This window comes from Staphylococcus sp. SUC_1.2 (genome assembly GCF_026222585.1).
Genome location: NZ_JANJPM010000010.1, coordinates 50,974 through 73,070, shown reverse-complemented (window position 1 = coordinate 73,070; position 22,097 = coordinate 50,974). Strand labels below are relative to the sequence as shown.

Genomic DNA, 22,097 nt, shown 5'->3' with positions numbered 1-22,097 from the left:
TTTATTGTTAGACAAATTCCCATATAATATTAATTATGTGTTTATCACTGATTTAATTTAAATATTTGAATCTGATTAATATTTAAAGTGATAAAATAAATAATTCAAGAATTAAATGTTTGTCCATATATGAAGATTTTAGTTTATAATCTGTTTCGGCACAGTTATTAATAATATTTAGTAGTTGACCTAACTCGTAATGACGTACTTGATTTAGTGCTAGTTTAACTCTATAAGGGTGAACATTTATGGTCTTAGCAATTTGCTGGCCACTATAGCCCTTTTGAGCAAGAATTTTACATTGATAATATAATCTATAATTACTTGTAATAAGCGCCAGTAATTTTATAGGTTCTTCTTTCATAATTATTAAATCTTTTACTAGTTGTATAGCCTTATCTTTCTGGTTCTTCTGAATGAATTCTGTTAAAAGAAAAACATTTTGCTCTAAACTTCTATTTATTATTAAACTAACATCATTTTTAGTAATAGTGGTTCTATCACCTAGGAATAAAGAAATTTTGTCTAATTCTTGAGAAACTATATTAAAGTTAACACCAGTTAATTCTATAAACAGATTTAATGCATCTTGTTTTATATCTTTGTAATTCTCGTGTATCTGATTTTGTATCCATGATTTAATTTCTTCTTCTGACATTTGGTCTACTTTTGAAAGTTTACTACTTTTTTTTAATGATTTAGTTAATTTCTTTCTCTCATCTAATTTATTACTGTATATTTCAAAAATGACTAAGTTTTCACCATCGTATTTTTCTAAGAATTCAATAACTTGTTCATTATTTGGTGTAATATCTTTGTTAACTTTTTCTCCAGTAAATATGAATGAATTTTTAACAACAATGACTTTCTTCTCAGATATAAAAGGCATAGTTAAAGCTTCTTCAATAACTGTAGACATGTCAGTTTCATATAGATTATATTTAACATAGTTAAAATCATCTTTATCTTCATTTAAGAATGAATGTGTCAGTTCATTACTTTTCTTTTCAACTAATTCAGGCACTTCACCATATATTGCCATAATATTATTTCCCATAATTGTGAACTCCCTTTCAAATATCAAACATTTCTAATTATACCACGTCTGTTTAAAGCCTCTCTAGATAAATAGCTAATTTTTGGATTTTATATCTAAATCATGATCTAAGTCTAGCGTTATTTCTCCAACATCTTGTGTGTTCAAGATTGAACTATTTGTAGATCTTAGCGTTTGTAACGTTTCTCGATTAGGTAAGTGATATTTATTGTTTTTACCACTTGAAATGATACTTATTGTTGGCTTTATTAAGTTAATAAATGATTCAGAACTGCTAGTCTTACTTCCATGATGACCAACTTTCAGTATATCAATTTTTGGTAATTGATATATTTTCATTAATTTTGATTCATTATTTTTAGTTGCATCACCCATTAAAAGCATTTTGTATCTTTGATATTCAATAAGTAAAATGATGCTATGTTCATTTTTATCATTACTGTTAGGAATATCTCCATGTAAAAATGAAATTTTAGAATTTTTTAGTTGAATAAATTGTATCGTTGTAGCATCTATTAATTCAATATTATTGATCTTACATAAACGTTTTATTTTTATTAATTCTATTTCAGAATAGCTATATAAGTTAATATATAACTTCTTGATTCTGATGTGTTGGGCGATATATGGTAATTCACCAATGTGATCGGCATGCGGATGAGTAATAATTAGATGATCAATTTTTGTGATTCTTTTTTGCTTTAATGTTGGCATTATATGATACTTAGCAATATTATGATTATCAATATTACCTATTTTAATCTCTTTACCACCGGTATCAACCATGACAGTTTCTTGTTTCGTTGTTTGAAAGATTAGACTATCCCCTTGACCAACATCAAAGAAGGTTATCGTGCTAACATTTGGTCGAACGTTAAAAACACATAAAACTATAAACACGATAACGAATAAAAATAAAATTTTCAATTTTTTATAACAGAAAAAGATATAAATGAGTACTATCAATAATACGAAAATAGAAAATTCTACTGCTGATTTAGGTGATATAAAAATTTGATAATATTTAAAAGTTAAAAATAAATCTAAAAGTTTGTTATGAACTATATATATTTTGTCAAAAACTAAATTAATCAATGTCATATCACTTACAAAATGATAAGCAAAGAATAAAAATATGGATAACGGAAAAATGATAAAACTATAAAATGGAACAAAAATGAGATTGGATAGTAATCCTATCCATTGAATTTGGTTAAAATGATAGATTGAAATTATAGTTGAAGAAAGTTGTGCGATAAATGTAAGTACAAAAATATTTTTAAAGAAAGTTAATTTTTTAATAAGAGGAAATGAAAGAATAATAAAAAATGAGATTATAAATGAAAATTGGAAACCAATATCATATAGATAATCAGGATTGAAAATGATCATAACTAAAAATATGAGACCTAGTATATCAATAGAAGCTATTTTTGTTTTATTTGAAATAAGTATGACAGTAGTTGTTGCTAAAATTGCTCTTAGTGCACTTGGTGCAAATCCAGTATAATATGCAAATATTGATAAAAATAAGATGATTAAACCGTTAATAATTACTTTAGGAATGTTTAATCTTACAAGAGGATGATAAATGAGAAATGAAATGGTTGCAATATGTGATCCGCTAACAGCTAATAAATGGTAGATACCGATATCTTTTACTTTATCAATGAAATCAGTATTGATTCCATTTACATCTCCAGTTACTAAAGCGATAACATATTCAGGATGAGATAAACTTGAATTGTTTAATTTTTTAATAATAAAGTCTCTTTGTTTTTCAATTATATTTTTTCTTTTAGTAATATGACACGAATTTAAGTCTACATTACTTATAGAGACATAAGGAGTATGATTTAAAACACTAATTACCTTGCCTTTAATAACACAAGATTTATTTTCTAGATCCTTTTCTTTTAGATTATTAGAATAGAGGTAATACACGAAAGGTTGATGCCTAAGTTCAAATATACCTTTTAGTTGTCTCTCTTGTTTCTCTATCCTGGAAACAAATTGAACTTCGGTAGATATATTAGAATTTGACTTAAGAAATTTGTCTTTATTTAAATTATATTCATTATGAAAGTGTTCTAAAGTTAAGCCGGAAAATAAACAAATAATCAAAATGAAAATATGTAGTAACTCTAATCTCTTTTGTAGCGAGATAATAATTAACAATAGATTAATAAGAAAGGCAACCCATTTTATATGTATCCATAAAATACCTGATAGAAAAGATAGTGCATAAAATATCATATATTTAGTTAGTCAAATATCGAGCTACATTTTGTGCTGAAAAAGGTATTTTTTTATAATCAATACCCGCTTGATCTAAAAGTTCTAGTGCGTATTTATGATTGTGATAGTCTTCAGCATAGTATATTTGTTTAATACCAGCCTGAATAATAGATTTTGTGCAATTAAGGCATGGGAAATGAGTAACGTATATAGTAGCTCCATCAGTCGATACACCTTGTTTAGCACATTGTAATAAAGCATTCATTTCGGCGTGAATGGTTCTAATACAGTGGCCATCTTCAATTAAACATCCTTCATCAATACAATGAACTTCTCCAGCTACTGACCCATTATAACCGCCAGCAATAATTCTATTGTCTTTAACGATTGTTGCCCCTACTGACAATCTTTGACAAGTTGAGCGCAAAGCTAATAAATGACTTTGTGCCATAAAGTATTCATCCCATTTCAATCTTTCCATTTTCTTCACTCCAATACGTAATTGTTATAAATATTATAAAGTATCCTTAAATAGAAGCCAATAATCAATATTAAGTTGTTATATATTCCTTAATTCTTTCAAAAGTTTTATCACCAATGCCTTTAATATTTTTCAAATCTTCAATTGAATGAAACGTATTATTTTTTTGTCTGTAATCAATAATTTCTCTTACTTTAGCAGGACCAACACCCGGGATTTTTAATAATTCTGCTTCGCTTGCAGTATTTATATTCACCTTATTAGTAGATGATGAATTTAAAGATTTACTATGGCCACTTTTATTATTAGCGTCATTTTGGGTAATGGGATTTTTATTTTCATTAGCAAAGGGAATATATATCAATTTTTGATCTGTTAACTTTTCAGATAAATTGACTTGACTCAAATCCGCGTCAGTAAGCAATTTAGCTTTATCTAATACATCTTTTATTCGATCTGAACTTTTCATTTTATAAACATTAGGGTGTTCTACTGCACCTTTAATATCTACAAAAACTATTTCGTCTCCGTTTTGAATTGTATTAGATTCTATCTTATTATTAGTTTTATCATCATTTTTCAACACATCATGATTTTTTCCTTTTTGATTAGAGTTTACATGAGATGTAACAATAGGTTTAGTATCATTTGTTTCTTCATCTGATTTCGAATAAATTAGAAATAAAGCTATAGATATAATCACTAATATAATGATACTCAATTGAAATTTCCATTGCTTAATAGCATATAATAACTCTTTTTTATCTTTAAACAAAAAACTCATCTCCTTATATGTATAAACGTTCAAGGAGATGAGTTTACTTTATTTATTTAAAAGCTACGAAGAACAGGCGCTCACCATGATCATCGTGATTATTTCGGTTAAAGTCAATAAATGTTTCGATGTTTTTAAAACCTATTTGATTTAACATGTTTATATAAGTTTCTTTTTCAAAGGTTCTTTGATAGTGAGATTCATTAAAACGTTGATAAGTACCATTATTGTCTTCAATAAAGAAACTCATTTCGTGATAAACACTAAAAGGTTCATCACCTTGAATGGCTTCCCATGCTAAAAAGGTTGACTCATTTTCATCAATATAACATTGATTATGAAACAACGTACTCATCTTATAAATAGTGTGAACATCAAATATAAAAACGCCATTTTCTGATAAATGATTGAAAACATTTATAAATGTTTTATTTACATCTTCTATATCAGGTAAATAATTCAGTGAATCACAAAATATTGTTATTACATCAAATTCATTATTAAATGAAAAATCGGTCATATCTCCCTCTAACCATGATACTTGATTAGATTTGTTTGCAGCAATGGCCAGCATATCAGAACTTAAATCCATTCCTGTAACCGAACCAATAGTATTAAGTTGAGCAGTTAAACTGCCTGTCCCACAACCAAGATCAAGAATATTAGGCTTATGATTGAAATTTTGAGAATAATGTTGTACTATCTCAAACCACTTATCATAAGGTTGGTCTTGTGTTAGTTGATCATATACTTGACTCATTCCAACATATTGGGTCATTTAGTAAGCAACCTGACCATATGATTCTATTGGTGCATCTTGATATAGCTTCTCAATATTATAATAATTGCGTTCGTCTTTATGGAAGACATGGATAACTACATCTGCCAAATCAATTAAAACCCATCTGGCACTTTGATACCCTTCCATACGTTTAACATCAATAGCTTGTTCATGTGCAGCTTCTTTAACTGCTCTAGCAATTGATTGAACTTGACGTTCATTATTACCGTGACAAACCACAAAATAATCAGTCATATCACTGATGCCTTTCATATTTAGAGAAACAATATCTTCTGCTTTTTTGTTTTCTGTCGCATCGACAGCAATATTTAATAATTCTTCTGAATTCATTTAATCATCCTTTATTCTTTGATCACTATAATTATAATAGTTTAAACATGAAATCGTTGTGCCATAAACTGTAATATCCTTACTGATTAAGAAAAGTACCGTTCGCTTAGAAATTTCATAAATCGTTTTATCTAAGCTACCTTGATTGTATGCCATATCTCTTATTTCTTCAACTCCTGGGGTTTTTCTCCCTGGTTCAATATAATCAGCAATGAATACAAGTTTTTCAGTTTTAGTCATTTCTTTTCTACCAGTTGTGTGATTCTTGATTGCAAGAAGCACTTCCTCGTCTTCAATACCAAATTCTGATTGCATGATAGCAGCACAGACTGGTCCGTGTAAGATTTCTCCACCATAACTTAATAATTCACTATCTAAATCGTGTTGTCTTACAATTTGGTACATTGTGCTTAGGTCATCATACTTACAATAATCATGTAATACACCAGCTAAATTAGCTTTATCTTTATCACCATCATAAATTTCTGCAAGTTTTACTGCGGTTTCAGCTACTCTCAATGAGTGCTTAAAACGTTTCTCCGGTAGTTTATCTTTAACGAGTTCAATCGCTTTATCAATTTTCATAAAATCCTTCCTCTCTTATATAGTCGTGAATACTACGAGGAACCAAGATATTTATTGGTTGTTTATTTTTTACACGATTTCGAATCAATGATGAACTAATATCCATTCGCGGTATATTAACCGATATCATTGACTCGTCGACCTCTTGATAATTAACATCTCTGTTCACAATTACAAACGTAATTAGTTGTTTTAACTTTTCAATTTTATACCATTTATCTAATTGTTTGTACTGATCTGTTCCAATAATGAAATAGATATCCGCATCTTTTTCATTATTAACGATATCTTTTAGCGTTTCATAAGTGTAACTTTGACCTTTTCTCTCAAGTTCAATTTGACATATTTCACCAAAACCTAATTCTTCAATTGCAAGTTGAATCATTTTGATTCGATATTTAGCATCTAAATAGTCATCATGCGTTTTCAAAGGTGCCATATAACTTGGTAAAAAATAAAATTTGTCAGGTTTAAGTTGATGATAGACTTCATTTGCAACTAACAAGTGTGCAGTGTGAATTGGGTTGAATTGACCACCATAAAGCACTATTGCTTTTTTATTCATCATTTATGGTAATGTGATTTCTTTATTATCAACTGATTCTCTATAAATGACAATCATCGAACCAATCACCTGAACAACTTCACTATTAGTTGCATCACTTAGTGTTGACGCTAATTCATTTTTATCATCAAAGTTATTTTGTAACACATGTATTTTAATTAACTCGCGATTTTCAAGTGTATCATCAATCTGAGCAATCATATTGTCATTAATGCCTGCTTTACCAATTTGAAAAATAGGATCTATATTGTGAGCTAAACTTCTTAAATATCTTTTTTGTTTTCCAGTTAACATATTAAACTCCTTTTAATTTGTTTAGTACTGCATATTTCATTTCTAGTATATTAGGCTGTTTGCCGGTCCAAATTTTAAAACTTTCAGCGCCTTGGTTTATAAACATATCCAGGCCATTATAAACCGTATTGCCTTTGAATTCTGCTTCTTTTAAAAATTTAGTCTTATATGGAATATAAATAATATCACTAACGAGTGTACTTGATGATAAATTATCTAAGCTAATAACAATATCATCGTTATTATTTAATCCAGCAGATGTCGTATTGATTATAATATCAAATTCATCTAAATATTGTTCTGATTGTTCTAATGAAATTGCATTAATATCCATATCCCATGTCTCAAATCTACTCATTGTTCTGTTAGCGATTGTTAATTTTGGTTGTACAATTTTACTGAGTTCATTTGCAATTCCCTTACTAGCACCACCAGCACCAAGGATTAAAACATAAGCATTTTCTAAATCGGGATAAACTTGTTTCAAGCCCATCACATAACCAATACCATCTGTATTATAACCTATCCATTTATTGTTAATAATTTTCACAGTATTAACGGCTCCAACAGCTTTTGCTTGGTCATTAATTTCATCCAGATAAGGAATAATTCTTTCCTTATGCGGAATCGTAACATTGAATCCGTTAATATGGTTATCTTCAATAATGTGTCTAATATCATGGAAATCTTGTGTGGGAATATGCAACGCTTCGTATGTGTCTTCCATATTTAATGATTTAAAATTAACTTGATGCATGACTGGTGATAATGAATGTGAAACGGGATCACCTATTACTGCATACTTCATAAATAACCCACCTTACATAATTGAATTTCTTAGGATTACATCAACATTTTTAGGGACGCGTACAATGACTTTTGCACCTGCTTCAATCGTTATAAATCCTAGACCTGATATCATTATGTCTTTCTTTTCCTTACCAGTTTCAAGACGTACAGCTTTTGTATCACTCATATCGAAGTGGTCAGGATTATTTGGTGGTGTTAAAACATTTCCAATTTGATTTCGCCATAAATCATTAGCTTTTTCTGTTTTGGTACGGTGAATATTCAAATCATTTGAAAAATAACAAACTAACGGTCTTTTTCCACCTGAAACATAATCAATTCTAGACAGTCCACCAAAGAATAACGTTTGTCCTTCATTAAGTTGAAAAACTCTTTGTTTTATTTCATTTTTAGGTACGATTGTTTTTAGCTCTTTCTCAGAAACATAGTGTGTCATTTGATGAGATTGAATAATACCAGGAGTATCATACATAAACGTTTTTTCATCTAAAGGTATGTCAATTAAGTCTAATGTAGTACCAGGAAATCGTGATGTCGTAACTACATCTTTCTCTCCTACACTTTGTTCAATCAATTTATTTATAAGTGTAGATTTACCTACATTCGTTGTGCCGACTATATAAACATCTTGTTTATTTCGATTTTGGTCAATTGATGTTAGAAGATCATCGATTCCCCAACCTTTTTGAGCAGATATTAATATAACATCGTCAGCATCTAAGCCATATTTTCTAGCAGTTTTCTTAAGCCAATCTTTTACTCGTCGTTTATTAATCTGTTTAGGTAGAAGATCCAGTTTATTAGCTGCTAAAATAATCTTCTTGTTACCAACTATCCGTTTTAAAGCATTAATAAATGATCCTTCAAAGTCAAATATGTCAACTACATTAACAATAATGCCTTTTCGGTCAGACAGTTCATTTAATAAATTTAAAAAATCTTCACTATCCATTCCAACATCTTGAATTTCATTGTAATTTTTCAATCTAAAACAACGTTGGCAAATAACATCCTCTCTAAAAAGGTTATGTTCAGGAACATAACCAGGTGCACTTTTATCTTCGGACTGAAGTGGCGCGCCACAGCCAATACATTTTAATGTGTCATCCAATCAATTTTCCTCCCATGTGATATAGCCTTTATTTTTAAAGTAATTTAATAAGCGACGTTCAATAATACGGTTGAACTTTGTAATAAAACCATCTGTACGTTTAACAGGAACCACCATAATTGTATATAAACCATTTCGATTGCCTCCAAATACATCAGTTAACATTTGGTCTCCAATGACAATCGTTTCTTCTGGTTTAATATTCATATGTTTAATAGCTTTTTTAAATGCTTTGCCCACAGGTTTTCTTGCTTTGAAAATAAAATCCACATCTAGATCTTTAGAAAAACTAGACACTCTATCTTCATTGTTGTTAGATACAATTGTAATTGTGATACCTAACTCATTTGCTCTTTTAAACCATTGCTGTATCTCTATAGTAGGAGATTTAACATCCCAACCCACTAAAGTATTATCTAAATCTGTGATAATGCCTTTAAATCCAGCCTCAGCCAACTTTTCAATGTCGATTTGAAATACAGACTTAACGTAATCGTTTGGCATAAAAAATTTTTTTATTAATCCCATTTATTTATCACCTTTATTATTATTTATAAAACTTTGATTAATGATTCAACAATTGAACTTGAAGATTTTGCGGCTTCACCAAGGAACTCTTCAAAAGATATGTCTGCTTTGCCATTAGCTAGATCTGAGACTGCACGTGTAACTATAAAAGGAACATGAAATTGATGGCAAGTTTGTGCAATTGCAGTTGCCTCCATTTCAACAGCCATAGCCTCAGGAAACTGTCGTTTAATTGTTAGTCGCTGATCAACACTACCAATAAAGCTATCACCGCTAACAATTTGGCCAATTTTAGCATTATAATTTTTTTTATTAATTACTGTTTCTACCGATTTAAGTAATTCTTGATCCGACTTAAATTCTAAAGGCATTTGAGGTATTTGACCCAGTTTATAGCCAAATGCTGTTGCATCAACATCATGATAAACAACATCATTACTAATTAACATATCTCCAACAGATAAACTCTCATCTAATGCACCGGCAGATCCAGTGTTGATGATTAGTTTTGGATTGAATTTTTCAATTAATAACGTAGTTGAAATAGCAGCATTTACTTTGCCAATACCACTTTGAGTTAACACTACTTCTTTTGAATTTAATTTCCCTCTATAAAACTTTACATGTGCAACAGAAATTTCATTCATATCTGTTAATTTGTCTTTTAGTATAGCTACTTCTTCTTCCATAGCTCCTATAATTCCAATCATATTAACACCTCAGTCTTTATCTTAGCAATTGCTATTTTATCATATATTTTTATTCATCACGACAATGTTATTTACTCTTTAATTAAAAAAATAAATTCATCTAATATAAAATCTTTTAAGGTCATGAAATTAATGTACTAAATTAATATAAACTTGTAAAAAAGACCATTTCTATTGAAATTTAATAGAAACAGCCTTAAAGAATTATATAAGCACTTTACGAGTGTGCAAATTATTGAAAATTTAGCCTTTCCAAAGCGTAGCCAAATCTTGTAGTGAGAAAATACCAGTTACAATTGTTACAATCACTGCTACTATACCGAAAATAAGCATCCATGTAGGGTGTTTGTAATCTCCGACTATAGATTTTTTACGACTTGCAATTAAAATAGCCCCAAGTATAATAGGTAAAATCCAACCATTTATTGCACCAGCAATAATAAGTAAACTAATAGGTTTACCAATAAATAAGAAAATTAGAGTTGAAACAACAATAAAGATAATTACAATAAGATTATTTTTAGTCAATAATGATTTATGTAATGTTTTCAAGAATGTAGCACTTGTATATGCTGATCCTATAACAGATGACATAGCAGCAGCAAAAATAACTACACCGAAAATATTTTTACCAATAGGTCCTATTGCATGTTGAAATACAGATGCAGGTGGGTTATCAGCGCTTAATGTTACTCCAGTAACCACAACTCCTAATACTGCAAGGAATAACAATGTTCTCATAATACCAGTTGTTAATATACCAGCAATAGCAGAACGGTTTACAAATGGTAAGAATTCTTTCCCTTTCATACCAGAATCTAAAAGTCTGTGTGCACCAGCAAATGTAATATATCCACCCACTGTTCCTCCGACTAGTGTAATAATTGGTAAAATTAACTTAACTGGATGTTCAGGAGCAAATGTGTGAACTAATGCATCTCCATATGGTGGATTTGAAACAACCATAACATATGCAACTACTAGTATCATAACAACACCTAAAATCATCGATACAACATCCATGATTTTTTGTCCACTTTTACTTACAAAGATTAATATTGAGAAGATAGCTGTAATTGCAGCACCCCATTTAATATCTAATCCAAACATAGCATTTAACCCTAGACCAGCACCGGCAATATTACCAATATTAAATGCCAGTCCACCAAATGCAATTAGTATGGAAATTAAAGTACCAAGACCTGGCATAACTTTATTAGATACTTCTTGTCCACGAAGTCCAGTTACTACAAGCACACGCCAAATATTAATTTGTGCTCCAATATCAATTATAATGGAAATTAATATTGCGAATGCGAAGCTAGCGTAAAATTCTGCAGTGAACACAGCGGTTTGAGTTAGAAAAGCTGGTCCAATGGCTGAAGTTGCCATTAGGAATACAGAACCGTACAGTAATCGTCTATGATTTTTTGTGAATTTAAATTCCTTTTCATTTGGATTAATTTCTTGATTTGGATTTTGGTTTAAGTTTTCTCCCATAATAGCTCCCCCTTATAAGGATTGAATATCAATGCCTTCCTTCGTTAATTTTTCTCTAATTTGTGATACAAATTCTAGAGCATGAGCCCCATCTCCATGCACACAAATCGTATCAGCTTTTAAATCAATTTCTTTTCCGTTTTTACTAACAACTTTGTTTTCAATTACCATTTTTAAAACTTGATCTAAGGCTTCTTCAGTATTAGTGATTACTGCATCTGCCTCTTTACGACTAACGAGTTGACCATTGTCTTCATATCGTCTGTCAGCAAACACTTCAGATGCAGTACGTAATCCTAATGATTCAGCTTCAGTTATTAATAATGTATTTGATAACCCTACTAAGATTAGTGAAGAATCAAAATCATATACAGCTTGAGCAATTGCATGTGCAATGTTTTTATCTTTTGCACCCATATTGTAGAGAGCACCGTGAGGTTTAACATGATTAATACGTGTTTGATGTACCTTACAAAATCCATCTAACGCACCAAGTTGATAAACAACTAAATTATAGATTTCTTTTGGTGTAATATCCATGTTGCGACGACCAAATCCTTTTAAATCTGGTAATCCAGGATGAGCTCCAATACCTACACCATTATCTTTAACAAGTTTAATTGTGTCATACATGACATTTTCATCGCCAGCATGGAAGCCACAAGCAATATTAGCTGATGTAATTAATGGAATGATTTGATTATCTCCACCGAATGAGTAATTTCCAAACGCTTCACCTAAGTCACAATTTAAGTCTATGCGCATTATAACTCCACCCCTTCAATTATTTGATGTTTTTCAAGGAATTTAATATCTACTTCACTTGCGTCATCATCTGCATAAAGTGGGTAACTTAAAACTGCATATAAAAAGTTTGCAGTTGTTGTAAATCCATCTATAACCATTTCATCAAGTGCTACTTTTAATTTGTTTATAGCTGTTTTTCGATTAGTATCTTTTACTATAACTTTAGCAACTAGCGAATCATAATAAGGTGATACTTGATACCCAGGATAAAGCAGAGAATCGACACGTATGTTGAAACCTTGAGGTAAATGTAACTTTTTAACTTTACCAGGGGTAGGTTGAAATTTCTTTTCTGGATTTTCAGCATTGATACGCGCTTCAATTACATGTCCATTAAACACAATATCATCTTGAGAGAATGGTAATTTATCATGTTGCATTAAGTATAATTGGGCTTGTAATAAATCTCTATCAGCGCGCATCTCTGTAACAGTATGTTCCACTTGAATACGTGCGTTCATTTCAATAAAGTAGTGTGCATCCTTAGTTACTAAAAATTCAATTGTACCTGCACTTCGATAATTTGATGCTTTAGCGACTGCAACTGCATCTGCGCATATCTGTTGGCGTCTCTCTTCAGTTAAAGCGGCACAAGGACATTCCTCTATTAATTTTTGGTTTTTACGTTGAACCGAGCAATCTCTTTCGCCTAAATGTACATAATTACCTTTACCGTCACCAATAATTTGTACTTCCACGTGTTTCGCTACAGGTATAAATGCTTCAACATAAACTCTGTCATCGTTAAAGTATTTTTGACCTTCGCTTTTCGCTTCTTTAAGGGATTTTTCAAGTTGTTCTGGCTCTTTTACTATACGGATGCCTTTACCTCCACCACCACTTGCTGCTTTTAAAACAACAGGATAGCCAATTTCTTCAGCTAGTTCCTTTATTTCATCAACTGAATTAACTGCACCTTTAGACCCTGGAATTACAGGAACACCTGCATCATCTACAGTTTGTCGAGCAGTTATTTTATCACCCATTAGTTCCATTGTTTTCTTACTTGGACCAATGAATTGAATATTATTTTCTTCTACTTTTTCAGCAAAAGTTGTACTTTCTGATAAAAATCCATACCCTGGATGGATCGCATTCGCACCTGTTATTTCAGCTGCACCAATGATACGTTCAATATTTAAATAACTATCTAAAGGATTGGCTTCTCCAATACAAACTGCTTGATCAGCTAAGCTAACATGTAAACTTTGCTCATCTCCTTTAGCATATATCGCAACAGTCTCTATGCCCATTTCACGACAGGCTCTAATGATACGGACTGCAATTTCTCCTCTATTTGCTACTAAACAACGGTACATTTAGCTGTCCCCCTTTATTTAAGTTTAACTAGTACTTGATCATATTCAACATTTGTACCATGATCTGCTACTATTTCAACGACTTCTCCATCTACATCGCTTGTAATTTCATTCATAACTTTCATTGCTTCAACATAACCGATGATATCTCCAGATTTAACTTTATCTCCAACTTTAATTTGGGGATCAGTTAATTCTTTACTATCTTGTAAGAAGAAAGTACCCACCATTGGTGAAGAGATTTCTTTAGAAGTTTCTTCACTTGCACTCGTTTGAACTTGTTGCAGACTTTCATCATTTACAGTGTTTGTACTTACTAAGTTTTGGTTTGAAGACACATTAGATGATTGATAACCCTCAGTGAAATCTAATTCTAATTCGCTTTTATTATCCTTAAATTTAAAACGCTTAACGCCATTTGATTTAACTAAGTTAATAACTTCTTCTATTTTTTTTATATTCATCTATTATTTCTCCTCTTCAATTAATTTTGCTAATTTTTTTGATGTTGCTCGCATTGAATGCATATTAAATATTGGAGCCTTTGTCACTGATTCTAACTTCTCTTCAAATTGTTGATTAAAGTTTTTTAACATAGCATTCGCTTCATCCACAGATATCCATTTAAACTGTATCACATCACCTGGCTTAAATTGTGCTAGTTTTTTAAGGTCTAATTGACTAACTGTAGCAATTTTTGTATAACCACCAACTGTTTGTTTATCATTTAAAAGTATTATCGGATTGCCATCATTTGGTACTTGAATACTACCCAACCCTACAGGTTCTGATATGATATCAGCTCCATTATCTGGTGGAATGTTGTCACCTATAAGTCTATATCCCATTCGGTCTGATTGGTCAGATATTTTATACACCGATTCAACTAAGGTCTTTCTTTTTTCATGTGAGAAAGCATTTACTTGAGGACCTTCTATAATATGAATAATATTGTCTTGTTCTATTGCATCATAGTCGCTTGTTTTTCCAAGATTAACCTTAAAGTTGCTATTTTGCACAACTTGAATATGATCATCTTTTTTCAAAGCTCTACCATTAAAACCGCCTATTTTACTTCTTGTGTGTGTAGAGTAGCTACCAGCAACCATCTCAATATCAAGAGGATGGCCAAAGAAAATATAACCACGTGCACCCTTTATTGCTGGCCCAAATTCAAGTACATCTCCTTTATTCGCTAATAAGACATTATTATTGGAAATATTAATATCATTTAATTTTGCATTAAATTGACCACCTGTTATTACAAAAGTGTTAGCTTGAGTAAAAGTCAATGTTGGACCAATGATAGTAAATTCTAGGCTAGGACCGCTATTTCCGATTAGTTTACGTCCTAAGTTATAACTAAATTGATCCATTGCACCAGACCCGGAGAAACCTAAATGTTGATATCCAAAACGGCCTTTATCTTGAACGGTAGTGAAAAGACCTGGTTTCAAAATTTTAATGCCCACTACGAGTCACCCACTTTTCTTTATTAAATCTTCCGTCATTGATTTCACTTTCAATTTGATTATACGTCGTCTCATCTATCGAGTAGAATTTAATATAATCACCAGCTTCATACAATGTCATCGGTTCAGAATATTGATCAAAGACTTTTAAAGGTGTTCTTCCAATAATTTGCCATCCTCCAGGTGAATCAGAAGGATATAAACCTGTTTGATTGTTAGCTATTCCAACTGAACCAGCATTAATTTTAACTCTTGGTTCAGATCTTCTAGGTGTATGAATACGTTCGTCTAAACCACCTAAGAATGGGAAACCGGGCATAAAACCTAGCATATATACAAGGTATTCATTAGTTGTATGGATTTGAACAACTTCTTCTATAGTTAAGTTGTTATAACTAGCTACCTCTTCTAAATCGGGTCCCATTTCTAAGTTATATAGTACAGGAATATGTATAACATTTTTTTTAGAGTATGTATCATCTTTTGAAACTTTGAGCTTATCTAATTCTAATTTTTCAATCAATTGTTTGTAATCGATTGAATCATTATTGAAATTAATCATAATAGCTCGATATGATGGGATAACATCTCTAATATCTGGAATATTTTTGGACAGAATATGTTGTGTAGTTAAATCAACCTCTTGATAATTAACTTCACTTATTTCTTCTTTGAAATAAAGCAATAGCGATTGCTCATTTATAACTTTAACTTCCAATCCATTGCCTCCCCTTTAATCTTAATAATTGTATATTTGCGCCTTAAAAAATAATGATTCAATATTTTAAATAATCATATTTTACTGATATGTATAAAAAAATTATAACATTATAATATCTTAGTTGTTTAATAAGTATTTCAAATTATGAATAATAAAAAAAGCGAGACGAAATGTAATCGCTTACTTTATAGTGTAATTAGCAAATGATTCAATTGTATTTACATTGTTATTTAAGCATATAAAACTAATTTTGTCATGAAAAAGTTCAGATTTTCAAATTAATTTGATAAAATATATATGAATTTTTGTAACATAAGGTATAATTTTATCTAAAAATATCATATTCTAGCTATTAAGTTTTTTAATATCACTTAATTAAAACTAATACAATAGCATTATTAGGTTATTAAAAAAAGCTATGAAGAAATCATTGTTACTTGATTTCTTCATAGCCGATATAAATATGCATTTTATTAATGTAAATACCAAGATATTTAAAGAGTTTGTAAAACTTTATTCAGAAAAAATTTATCTATTTAATATTTACAATTTTAACATTAATTTCTCCACCATTTGGTAGAGGCACACGCACTTCATCTTTTAAACTTTTACCAATTAATGCTTTAGCCATAGGTGATTCGTTTGAGATTTTGCCGTTAAATGCATCTGCTTCAGCAGAACCAACGATTTGGTAACTTTCTTCTTCATCTCCAGGTAACTCAATAAAAGTCACGGTTTTACCAATTTGAACAACATTATTATCACCTGTATCTTCAATGATTAATGCATATCTAAGCATATGTTCGATACGTTGAATGTCTTGTTCAATGAATCCTTGTTCATCTTTAGCAGCATCATACTCAGAGTTCTCAGAAAGGTCACCAAATGAACGTGCCACTTTAATTTTTTCTACAACTTCAGGACGCTTAACCGTTTTTAATTCTTCTAATTCTTTTTCTAATTGTTCATAACCCTCTTGAGTCATTGGATATTGTTTTTGATTTTCCATTATGTCATCTTCCTTTTTCATTTAATATGGTTTAGTCATTAAATATATTGTTTTTTGATACATATTGTAACTTACTTATTGTTTACTAACCAATGTTTGAATTTTAGTGGTCATTATATCAATTGCAACCTTGTTACTTCCACCTTCTGGAATGATAATATCTGCATACTTCTTAGTAGGCTCAATAAATTGATTGTGCATTGGTTTGACAACATTTAAATATTGGTTAATTACTGATTCCATAGATCGACCGCGTTCTTTAGTATCACGTACGAGTCGTCTTAGAATTCTTAAGTCTGCATCAGTATCAACGTATATTTTGACATCCATCATATCACGAAGTGTTTTATTTTCTAAAGCAAATATACCTTCTACGATAATAACATCTTTAGGTTCAAATGCAATGGTTTCATTACTTCGTGTATGATTTGTGTAATCGTACGTTGGAACTTCAACTGCATGACCATTTCGTAAATCTTTTAAATTTTCTATTAGCAAATCATTGTCAAATGCAAAGGGATGGTCATAATTTGTTTCAAGACGCTCTTCAAAAGTTAAATGTGATTGATCTTTATAATAATAGTCTTGAGCAAGTAATGCGACACTATGGCCTTCTAAATTCTTCATGATTTCATTTGTTACTGTTGTTTTACCAGATCCTGAACCACCGGCAATACCAATAATTGTTGTGTTTGCCATTATCTAATTTCCTTTCTCATCATGTTCCTAGGATAAATTGGATGATTTACTTTAATTTGTACAATTTGAAGTGGGTGACGAGCAGCATCTAGACTATTGCCCTCCTCATCATATATGGCATCAATAACTTGTCTAAAACTTTGTATTTCAGGTCCAAAGAATTCAATTTCTTGACCTGGTTTAAAGTGATTTCTTTGTTGTATTGTAGCAATTTGAGTAGTTTCATCATAATCTATTACTAATCCACAAAAATCGTAAGGTGATTTTTTATTTTGTTGAACACCAAACATTTGCTCTTCATATCCTGGTGTACCTTCAAAAAATGCTGGTGCAGTATCTCTATTAGCACATTTATCTAATTCTTTTAACCATTCAGGATTAATTTTAAAATTCTCAGGATCTTCAGCATAAGCATCAATAACTTTTCTATAAACTGATACAACTGTAGCTATATAATGAATAGATTTCATGCGCCCTTCTATTTTTAAAGAGTCGATACCGATTTCCATCATTTGAGGTATTGATTCAATTAATTTTAAATCCTTAGGACTCATAGCAAATGGTACGGTGTCTCCATCTTGATAATAAAGATCAAGTTCACCGTCATTATCTACTTCTAATAAATCGTAATCCCAACGACAACTTTGACAACAACCACCTCTGTTAGAATCTCTAGCTGTCATATGATTACTTAGTGTACAGCGACCTGAATATGCAATACACATTGCACCATGTATAAATGCTTCAATTTCAATGTCTACATTTTCTTTCATTTCTTTCATTTCCATCGCACCAGTTTCACGTGCTAATACCACTCGATCTAAACCTTCTTCTTTCCAGTATTGAACCGCTTTAGTATTAGACAATGACTGTTGTGTCGATAAGTGTATTTCTAATTTAGGAGCAACTTGCTTACAAGTTTCAATAATTAAAGGATCTGCAACAATGATTCCGGTAGCACCCGTTTTTTCTAATTCAATTAAATAATTTTCCAGACCTTTAATATTCTCGTCATGAGCGATAATATTAGTAGTTACGTATATTTTTGCATTATATTGATTTGCAAATTCAACGCCTTCTTTAATTTCAGCCATAGTAAAATTATCAGCATTAGAACGCAAACCATATTCTTGACCACCTAAAAATACTGCATCTGCACCATAATGTACTGCAATCTTTAATTTTTCTAAATTACCAGCAGGCGCTAATAATTCGGGCTTTTTAATTTTACTTTTAACTTTCGTTTGAATTTCAGTCAATGTTTTCATTTTTTAGCGCCTCCTTTTTAATAAACTGTTTGTTTGTATAAGAATCCTTCATCAAATGGACGATGTTCTGGTTGAATTGCTTCAATTGGATCTACTAACATGAATTTTTCATCTTCATATGCTTCAGGATCTTCATTATATAAATCTATTGCTTCTCTGTATTGAGCTGTAACAGTGTTTATATATTCTTCGCTTTGCAGAATTCCATCTATCTTAAATGAATCAATTCCAGCTTCAAATAGTGGCTCGAGTTCTTCAATTAAGCAGATATCATTTGGAGACATTATATGTGTACCATTAAAATCTTCAAATACAGGATATTTATTATCACGTTCTTCGTCATATAGTAGTAACTCTTTATCATCATTTTCACGTTTAATCTTCATTTGTTTATCTTGGAAAGTATAATAGTTCCCAAGCAACATGCGTTTAGATTGGAACATACAAGTCATCCCATGTACTTGAACTTCAATTTCAACATTTGCATTCTCTTTTATATTTATTATTTCATCTAAGTTTAATTCTCTCGCTAGAAGCGCTCGTTTGGCACCTCTTTTTCCCCAATAGTTACATTGGAAATAGTTAGTTACTATAGTTTCAGCATCCCAATTTAGTGGTATCGGATTATGTTGATTTTTGACATTCATGACGACAGCAGGGTCACCAAATATAATTCGGTCTACTCTAACTTCATGTAAGAAATTAATATAGTCTTCCAATGCATTTAAATGATAATTGTGGAAAATGCCATTTACAGCAACATATATTTTTCTATCATGCTCATGCGCTAAATTGACTGCTTGTTTAATATCCTCACGATTAAACTCTCCTGGTAATCTTAACCCAAATTTTTGTTCACCAATGACAAATGCATCTGCACCAATATCTATTAGTGTTTCTAAATGACTTAATGATTTAGGAGTAACGAGTAATTCCGTCATAATTATTCTCCTTTAATTGATATAGCTAACCCATCATCCATATTTATAAAGTTAGTACTGTAATTTTCTAGACTAATTAGCCAATCATTAAATTTTTGAACTTTTTGAACCATTTGCTTAACATTTCTGGAGCGTACGATATCTATATTCGATACAAAACCGTGGTATAGAACATTATCTGTAATGACTAGTCCACCATTTCTTAATAGTGGTGTGTAATATTCAAAAAATTTCTTTGATTGAGCTTTTGCTGCATCAATAAAAATAATATCATATTGTTTATCATTGACTTCATTATATTGCTCTAAAGCATTTCCCTCTATAAGTCTTATTTGTGATGAGTAGCCATAAGTTTCGAAATTTGATTTAGCTTGTGTAATCATTTCCTCATCACGCTCTATAGTCGTAATATGTATATCATTTGATACGGATGCAAATTGCATTGAACTATACCCTATTGCAGTGCCAATTTCTAGAATGTTTTTTGCACGATGTATCCGAATTAATTGTTTAATCATCTCTAGGGATAATCTATCAACAATTGGTACAGCATTTTGCTCCGCATATTCTCTTAACGTTTCAATTTTATTATCTGTTTTACGATGTTTATCCAATAAATACTGCTGGTTAGCTTCCATTTATTTACTTCCTTTTTAAAGACAAAATGACATTAAAAAATAAACCAGTCGATATAGAGTTATCCGCTAAACTTTAAAAATTTAAATAAACTTAACCGTGCTAGGATAACTTATACTTATAAATGTATGACTGATTTAAATATTTATTAAAACTCATTGTCTACCTATAAGAATTTAACTTTAAATATTTTATCATATATTTGTTTGTAATTTAAGATGTAATATGTAAAAAAAACATGATTTAATCAATCAAAAAAGGAGCAGAATAGAACTCGAATTGAATTCATTATCCCACTCCCTATACAAAATTACTGTTCTGAATTATAAATTAAATCACATATTGATAGTTCAGTCAGCTAATTTAAATTAGTTTTAGTATTAAGTATTAAATCTAGAAAACTATTCTTCCATGTTTGTGTTAACTACTTCTTCAATCATGTCCCATTCTTCGTCAGTCTCGATAGGTACTAATTTACCACCATCGCCTGATTCATCAGGTTCATTAATCATTGGAATCAATTCAATCATGTCATCATCGTCAGATTGAGCACCTTCCTCAGCTAAAATAACATATTCTTTTTTAAATTCTGGATGGTAAAATTCCAACATTTTACGATATAAAACTTCGTTACCATTTTCATCGAATAAAGTTAATAACTCTTCTTCATTACTAATATCTAATTCTACATCGTGGTTATGATTATGTTCAGTCATTGTTTATTACTCCTTTATTGGATTGAATCTAAATAGCCTTGCAATATAAACACTGCTGCCATTTTATCAATTACTTTTTTTCTTTTTTGTCTAGATACATCTGCTTCAAGTAATGAACGCTCTGCTGCCATAGTACTTAATCGTTCATCCCACATAATTATCTCTATATCAGGTAAGCTTTCTTTGAGTAACTCCTTATATCTTAACGAAGCTTCTCCACGAAAGCCAATAGAATTATTCATATTCTTAGGTAAACCAATCACTACAGAACCAACGTTATTTTCTTTAATGATGGTCACTAATTGCTCTATACCATAATCTTCTAGTTCCTCGTTAATTCTTAGAGTGTCCAATCCTTGGGCAGTCCAACCCATTAAATCGCTTATAGCTACGCCAACTGTTTTACTACCTACATCCAAACCCAAAATTTTGTGAGTTAACATATACTATTTCTTATTCTCTTTTAAATAATTTGAAACGAGTTCTTCCATGATAACGTCACGATCAATGTGGCGAATTTGATTTCGAGCATCATTTTGACGAGGTATATATGCAGGATCACCTGAGAGTAAATATCCTACAATTTGATTTACAGCATTGTAACCACGCTCTTCTAAAGTTCGGTGTACGTTGTTTAACACTGTTTCAACATTATCTTTCGGAATTTCTTCATAGTCAAACTTCATTGTTTTATCAATATTATCCATAGATGCGACACTCCTC

Annotated in this window: 26 protein-coding genes and 2 pseudogenes; all 28 read right to left on the bottom strand. The window is 30.7% G+C overall.

Annotated elements, in window-relative coordinates; genetic code table 11:
- Positions 1–82 precede the first annotated feature (82 nt).
- The gene (gene holA / locus NR218_RS05210; RefSeq protein ID WP_011275626.1) at positions 83–1,057 is read right to left on the bottom strand and encodes a DNA polymerase III subunit delta; all 975 of its coding nucleotides are present in this window, start codon (positions 1,055–1,057) and stop codon (positions 83–85) included.
- 75 nt (positions 1,058–1,132) lie between these two features.
- Positions 1,133–3,001 (bottom strand): DNA internalization-related competence protein ComEC/Rec2, encoded by a 1,869-nt coding sequence (locus NR218_RS05205; protein ID WP_227699773.1) that lies wholly within the window; start codon positions 2,999–3,001, stop codon positions 1,133–1,135.
- Positions 3,002–3,317: 316 nt separating this feature from the next.
- Complete coding sequence (locus NR218_RS05200; protein WP_011275624.1) at positions 3,318–3,776, bottom strand: ComE operon protein 2; 459 nt, start codon at positions 3,774–3,776, stop codon at positions 3,318–3,320.
- A 70-nt stretch (positions 3,777–3,846) separates the two neighbouring features.
- Entirely contained in the window at positions 3,847–4,560 is a 714-nt protein-coding gene (locus NR218_RS05195) for a helix-hairpin-helix domain-containing protein (RefSeq protein ID WP_029376636.1), read from the bottom strand.
- A gap of 43 nt (positions 4,561–4,603) precedes the next feature.
- Complete coding sequence (locus NR218_RS05190; protein WP_016930859.1) at positions 4,604–5,329, bottom strand: class I SAM-dependent DNA methyltransferase; 726 nt, start codon at positions 5,327–5,329, stop codon at positions 4,604–4,606.
- The gene (gene rsfS / locus NR218_RS05185; protein ID WP_033080146.1) at positions 5,330–5,683 is read right to left on the bottom strand and encodes a ribosome silencing factor; all 354 of its coding nucleotides are present in this window, start codon (positions 5,681–5,683) and stop codon (positions 5,330–5,332) included.
- Positions 5,684–6,268 (bottom strand): bis(5'-nucleosyl)-tetraphosphatase (symmetrical) YqeK, encoded by a 585-nt coding sequence (gene yqeK / locus NR218_RS05180; RefSeq protein ID WP_011275620.1) that lies wholly within the window; start codon positions 6,266–6,268, stop codon positions 5,684–5,686.
- On the bottom strand, positions 6,258–6,836 hold the full coding sequence (locus tag NR218_RS05175; protein ID WP_011275619.1) for a nicotinate-nucleotide adenylyltransferase: 579 nt from the start codon (positions 6,834–6,836) through the stop codon (positions 6,258–6,260). The genes yqeK and NR218_RS05175 overlap by 11 nt, the downstream gene beginning before the upstream one ends.
- A complete protein-coding gene (yhbY, locus tag NR218_RS05170) occupies positions 6,837–7,127 on the bottom strand; it encodes a ribosome assembly RNA-binding protein YhbY (RefSeq protein ID WP_016930857.1) in 291 nt (96 codons plus the stop codon).
- Between the two features lies 1 nt (position 7,128).
- Entirely contained in the window at positions 7,129–7,935 is an 807-nt protein-coding gene (gene aroE / locus NR218_RS05165; protein WP_011275617.1) for a shikimate dehydrogenase, read from the bottom strand.
- Positions 7,936–7,947: 12 nt separating this feature from the next.
- On the bottom strand, positions 7,948–9,048 hold the full coding sequence (yqeH, locus tag NR218_RS05160) for a ribosome biogenesis GTPase YqeH (protein ID WP_011275616.1): 1,101 nt from the start codon (positions 9,046–9,048) through the stop codon (positions 7,948–7,950).
- Complete coding sequence (locus NR218_RS05155; RefSeq protein WP_011275615.1) at positions 9,049–9,576, bottom strand: YqeG family HAD IIIA-type phosphatase; 528 nt, start codon at positions 9,574–9,576, stop codon at positions 9,049–9,051.
- Positions 9,577–9,599: 23 nt separating this feature from the next.
- The gene (locus NR218_RS05150; RefSeq protein ID WP_016930856.1) at positions 9,600–10,286 is read right to left on the bottom strand and encodes a 5'-methylthioadenosine/adenosylhomocysteine nucleosidase; all 687 of its coding nucleotides are present in this window, start codon (positions 10,284–10,286) and stop codon (positions 9,600–9,602) included.
- A gap of 243 nt (positions 10,287–10,529) precedes the next feature.
- Complete coding sequence (locus NR218_RS05145) at positions 10,530–11,786, bottom strand: NRAMP family divalent metal transporter (RefSeq protein WP_011275613.1); 1,257 nt, start codon at positions 11,784–11,786, stop codon at positions 10,530–10,532.
- A gap of 12 nt (positions 11,787–11,798) precedes the next feature.
- On the bottom strand, positions 11,799–12,551 hold the full coding sequence (gene pxpA, locus NR218_RS05140; RefSeq protein ID WP_011275612.1) for a 5-oxoprolinase subunit PxpA: 753 nt from the start codon (positions 12,549–12,551) through the stop codon (positions 11,799–11,801).
- Entirely contained in the window at positions 12,551–13,912 is a 1,362-nt protein-coding gene (locus NR218_RS05135) for an acetyl-CoA carboxylase biotin carboxylase subunit (RefSeq protein ID WP_011275611.1), read from the bottom strand. Before NR218_RS05135 ends, pxpA begins: the two co-directional genes overlap by 1 nt.
- A gap of 14 nt (positions 13,913–13,926) precedes the next feature.
- Positions 13,927–14,157 (bottom strand): annotated as a pseudogene (locus tag NR218_RS12730) (acetyl-CoA carboxylase biotin carboxyl carrier protein); the annotation flags it as partial.
- A 108-nt stretch (positions 14,158–14,265) separates the two neighbouring features.
- Positions 14,266–14,376: pseudogene (locus NR218_RS12725) on the bottom strand (acetyl-CoA carboxylase biotin carboxyl carrier protein subunit); the annotation flags it as partial.
- 3 nt (positions 14,377–14,379) lie between these two features.
- Complete coding sequence (locus NR218_RS05125; protein ID WP_011275609.1) at positions 14,380–15,384, bottom strand: biotin-dependent carboxyltransferase family protein; 1,005 nt, start codon at positions 15,382–15,384, stop codon at positions 14,380–14,382.
- A complete protein-coding gene (pxpB, locus tag NR218_RS05120; protein WP_011275608.1) occupies positions 15,374–16,102 on the bottom strand; it encodes a 5-oxoprolinase subunit PxpB in 729 nt (242 codons plus the stop codon). The genes NR218_RS05125 and pxpB overlap by 11 nt, the downstream gene beginning before the upstream one ends.
- Before the next feature lie 535 nt (positions 16,103–16,637).
- Positions 16,638–17,114 (bottom strand): transcription elongation factor GreA, encoded by a 477-nt coding sequence (greA, locus tag NR218_RS05115; protein ID WP_011275607.1) that lies wholly within the window; start codon positions 17,112–17,114, stop codon positions 16,638–16,640.
- 75 nt (positions 17,115–17,189) lie between these two features.
- Complete coding sequence (udk, locus tag NR218_RS05110; protein ID WP_011275606.1) at positions 17,190–17,813, bottom strand: uridine kinase; 624 nt, start codon at positions 17,811–17,813, stop codon at positions 17,190–17,192.
- A complete protein-coding gene (locus NR218_RS05105) occupies positions 17,813–19,081 on the bottom strand; it encodes a peptidase U32 family protein (protein WP_265848420.1) in 1,269 nt (422 codons plus the stop codon). The genes udk and NR218_RS05105 overlap by 1 nt, the downstream gene beginning before the upstream one ends.
- Positions 19,082–19,098: 17 nt before the next feature.
- Positions 19,099–20,022 carry a peptidase U32 family protein gene (locus tag NR218_RS05100; RefSeq protein ID WP_016930855.1) on the bottom strand — a complete coding sequence of 308 codons (924 nt, stop codon included), beginning with the start codon at positions 20,020–20,022 and terminating at the stop codon, positions 19,099–19,101.
- Between the two features lie 2 nt (positions 20,023–20,024).
- Positions 20,025–20,660, bottom strand: coding sequence for an O-methyltransferase (locus tag NR218_RS05095; protein WP_037558167.1), 636 nt, complete (start codon positions 20,658–20,660; stop codon positions 20,025–20,027).
- Positions 20,661–21,059: 399 nt separating this feature from the next.
- Entirely contained in the window at positions 21,060–21,374 is a 315-nt protein-coding gene (locus tag NR218_RS05090) for a DUF1292 domain-containing protein (RefSeq protein ID WP_011275602.1), read from the bottom strand.
- Between the two features lie 14 nt (positions 21,375–21,388).
- The gene (ruvX, locus tag NR218_RS05085) at positions 21,389–21,817 is read right to left on the bottom strand and encodes a Holliday junction resolvase RuvX (protein WP_011275601.1); all 429 of its coding nucleotides are present in this window, start codon (positions 21,815–21,817) and stop codon (positions 21,389–21,391) included.
- A 3-nt stretch (positions 21,818–21,820) separates the two neighbouring features.
- Positions 21,821–22,081: an IreB family regulatory phosphoprotein gene (locus NR218_RS05080; RefSeq protein WP_011275600.1), complete on the bottom strand. Its 261-nt coding sequence runs from the start codon at positions 22,079–22,081 to the stop codon at positions 21,821–21,823.
- Between the last annotated feature and the right edge of the window lie 16 nt (positions 22,082–22,097).

Bases quoted from the DNA above. Each gene is read 5' to 3' on its own strand.
- NR218_RS05105 (WP_265848420.1), bottom strand. From the start codon at position 19,081: ATGAAAACATTGACTGAAATTCAAACGAAAGTTAAAAGTAAAATTAAA.
- NR218_RS05195 (WP_029376636.1), bottom strand. From the start codon at position 4,560: ATGAGTTTTTTGTTTAAAGATAAAAAAGAGTTATTATATGCTATTAAG.
- NR218_RS05090 (WP_011275602.1), bottom strand. From the start codon at position 21,374: ATGACTGAACATAATCATAACCACGATGTAGAATTAGATATTAGTAAT.
- yhbY (WP_016930857.1), bottom strand. From the start codon at position 7,127: ATGTTAACTGGAAAACAAAAAAGATATTTAAGAAGTTTAGCTCACAAT.
- yqeK (WP_011275620.1), bottom strand. From the start codon at position 6,268: ATGAAAATTGATAAAGCGATTGAACTCGTTAAAGATAAACTACCGGAG.
- NR218_RS05175 (WP_011275619.1), bottom strand. From the start codon at position 6,836: ATGATGAATAAAAAAGCAATAGTGCTTTATGGTGGTCAATTCAACCCA.
- udk (WP_011275606.1), bottom strand. From the start codon at position 17,813: ATGGCAAACACAACAATTATTGGTATTGCCGGTGGTTCAGGATCTGGT.
- NR218_RS05190 (WP_016930859.1), bottom strand. From the start codon at position 5,329: ATGACCCAATATGTTGGAATGAGTCAAGTATATGATCAACTAACACAA.
- ruvX (WP_011275601.1), bottom strand. From the start codon at position 21,817: ATGTTAACTCACAAAATTTTGGGTTTGGATGTAGGTAGTAAAACAGTT.
- pxpA (WP_011275612.1), bottom strand. From the start codon at position 12,551: ATGCGCATAGACTTAAATTGTGACTTAGGTGAAGCGTTTGGAAATTAC.
- NR218_RS05080 (WP_011275600.1), bottom strand. From the start codon at position 22,081: ATGGATAATATTGATAAAACAATGAAGTTTGACTATGAAGAAATTCCG.
- greA (WP_011275607.1), bottom strand. From the start codon at position 17,114: ATGGAAAATCAAAAACAATATCCAATGACTCAAGAGGGTTATGAACAA.
- NR218_RS05200 (WP_011275624.1), bottom strand. From the start codon at position 3,776: ATGGAAAGATTGAAATGGGATGAATACTTTATGGCACAAAGTCATTTA.
- NR218_RS05100 (WP_016930855.1), bottom strand. From the start codon at position 20,022: ATGACGGAATTACTCGTTACTCCTAAATCATTAAGTCATTTAGAAACA.
- NR218_RS05155 (WP_011275615.1), bottom strand. From the start codon at position 9,576: ATGGGATTAATAAAAAAATTTTTTATGCCAAACGATTACGTTAAGTCT.
- aroE (WP_011275617.1), bottom strand. From the start codon at position 7,935: ATGAAGTATGCAGTAATAGGTGATCCCGTTTCACATTCATTATCACCA.
- rsfS (WP_033080146.1), bottom strand. From the start codon at position 5,683: ATGAATTCAGAAGAATTATTAAATATTGCTGTCGATGCGACAGAAAAC.
- holA (WP_011275626.1), bottom strand. From the start codon at position 1,057: ATGGGAAATAATATTATGGCAATATATGGTGAAGTGCCTGAATTAGTT.
- NR218_RS05150 (WP_016930856.1), bottom strand. From the start codon at position 10,286: ATGATTGGAATTATAGGAGCTATGGAAGAAGAAGTAGCTATACTAAAA.
- NR218_RS05145 (WP_011275613.1), bottom strand. From the start codon at position 11,786: ATGGGAGAAAACTTAAACCAAAATCCAAATCAAGAAATTAATCCAAAT.
- NR218_RS05135 (WP_011275611.1), bottom strand. From the start codon at position 13,912: ATGTACCGTTGTTTAGTAGCAAATAGAGGAGAAATTGCAGTCCGTATC.
- NR218_RS05095 (WP_037558167.1), bottom strand. From the start codon at position 20,660: ATGGAAGCTAACCAGCAGTATTTATTGGATAAACATCGTAAAACAGAT.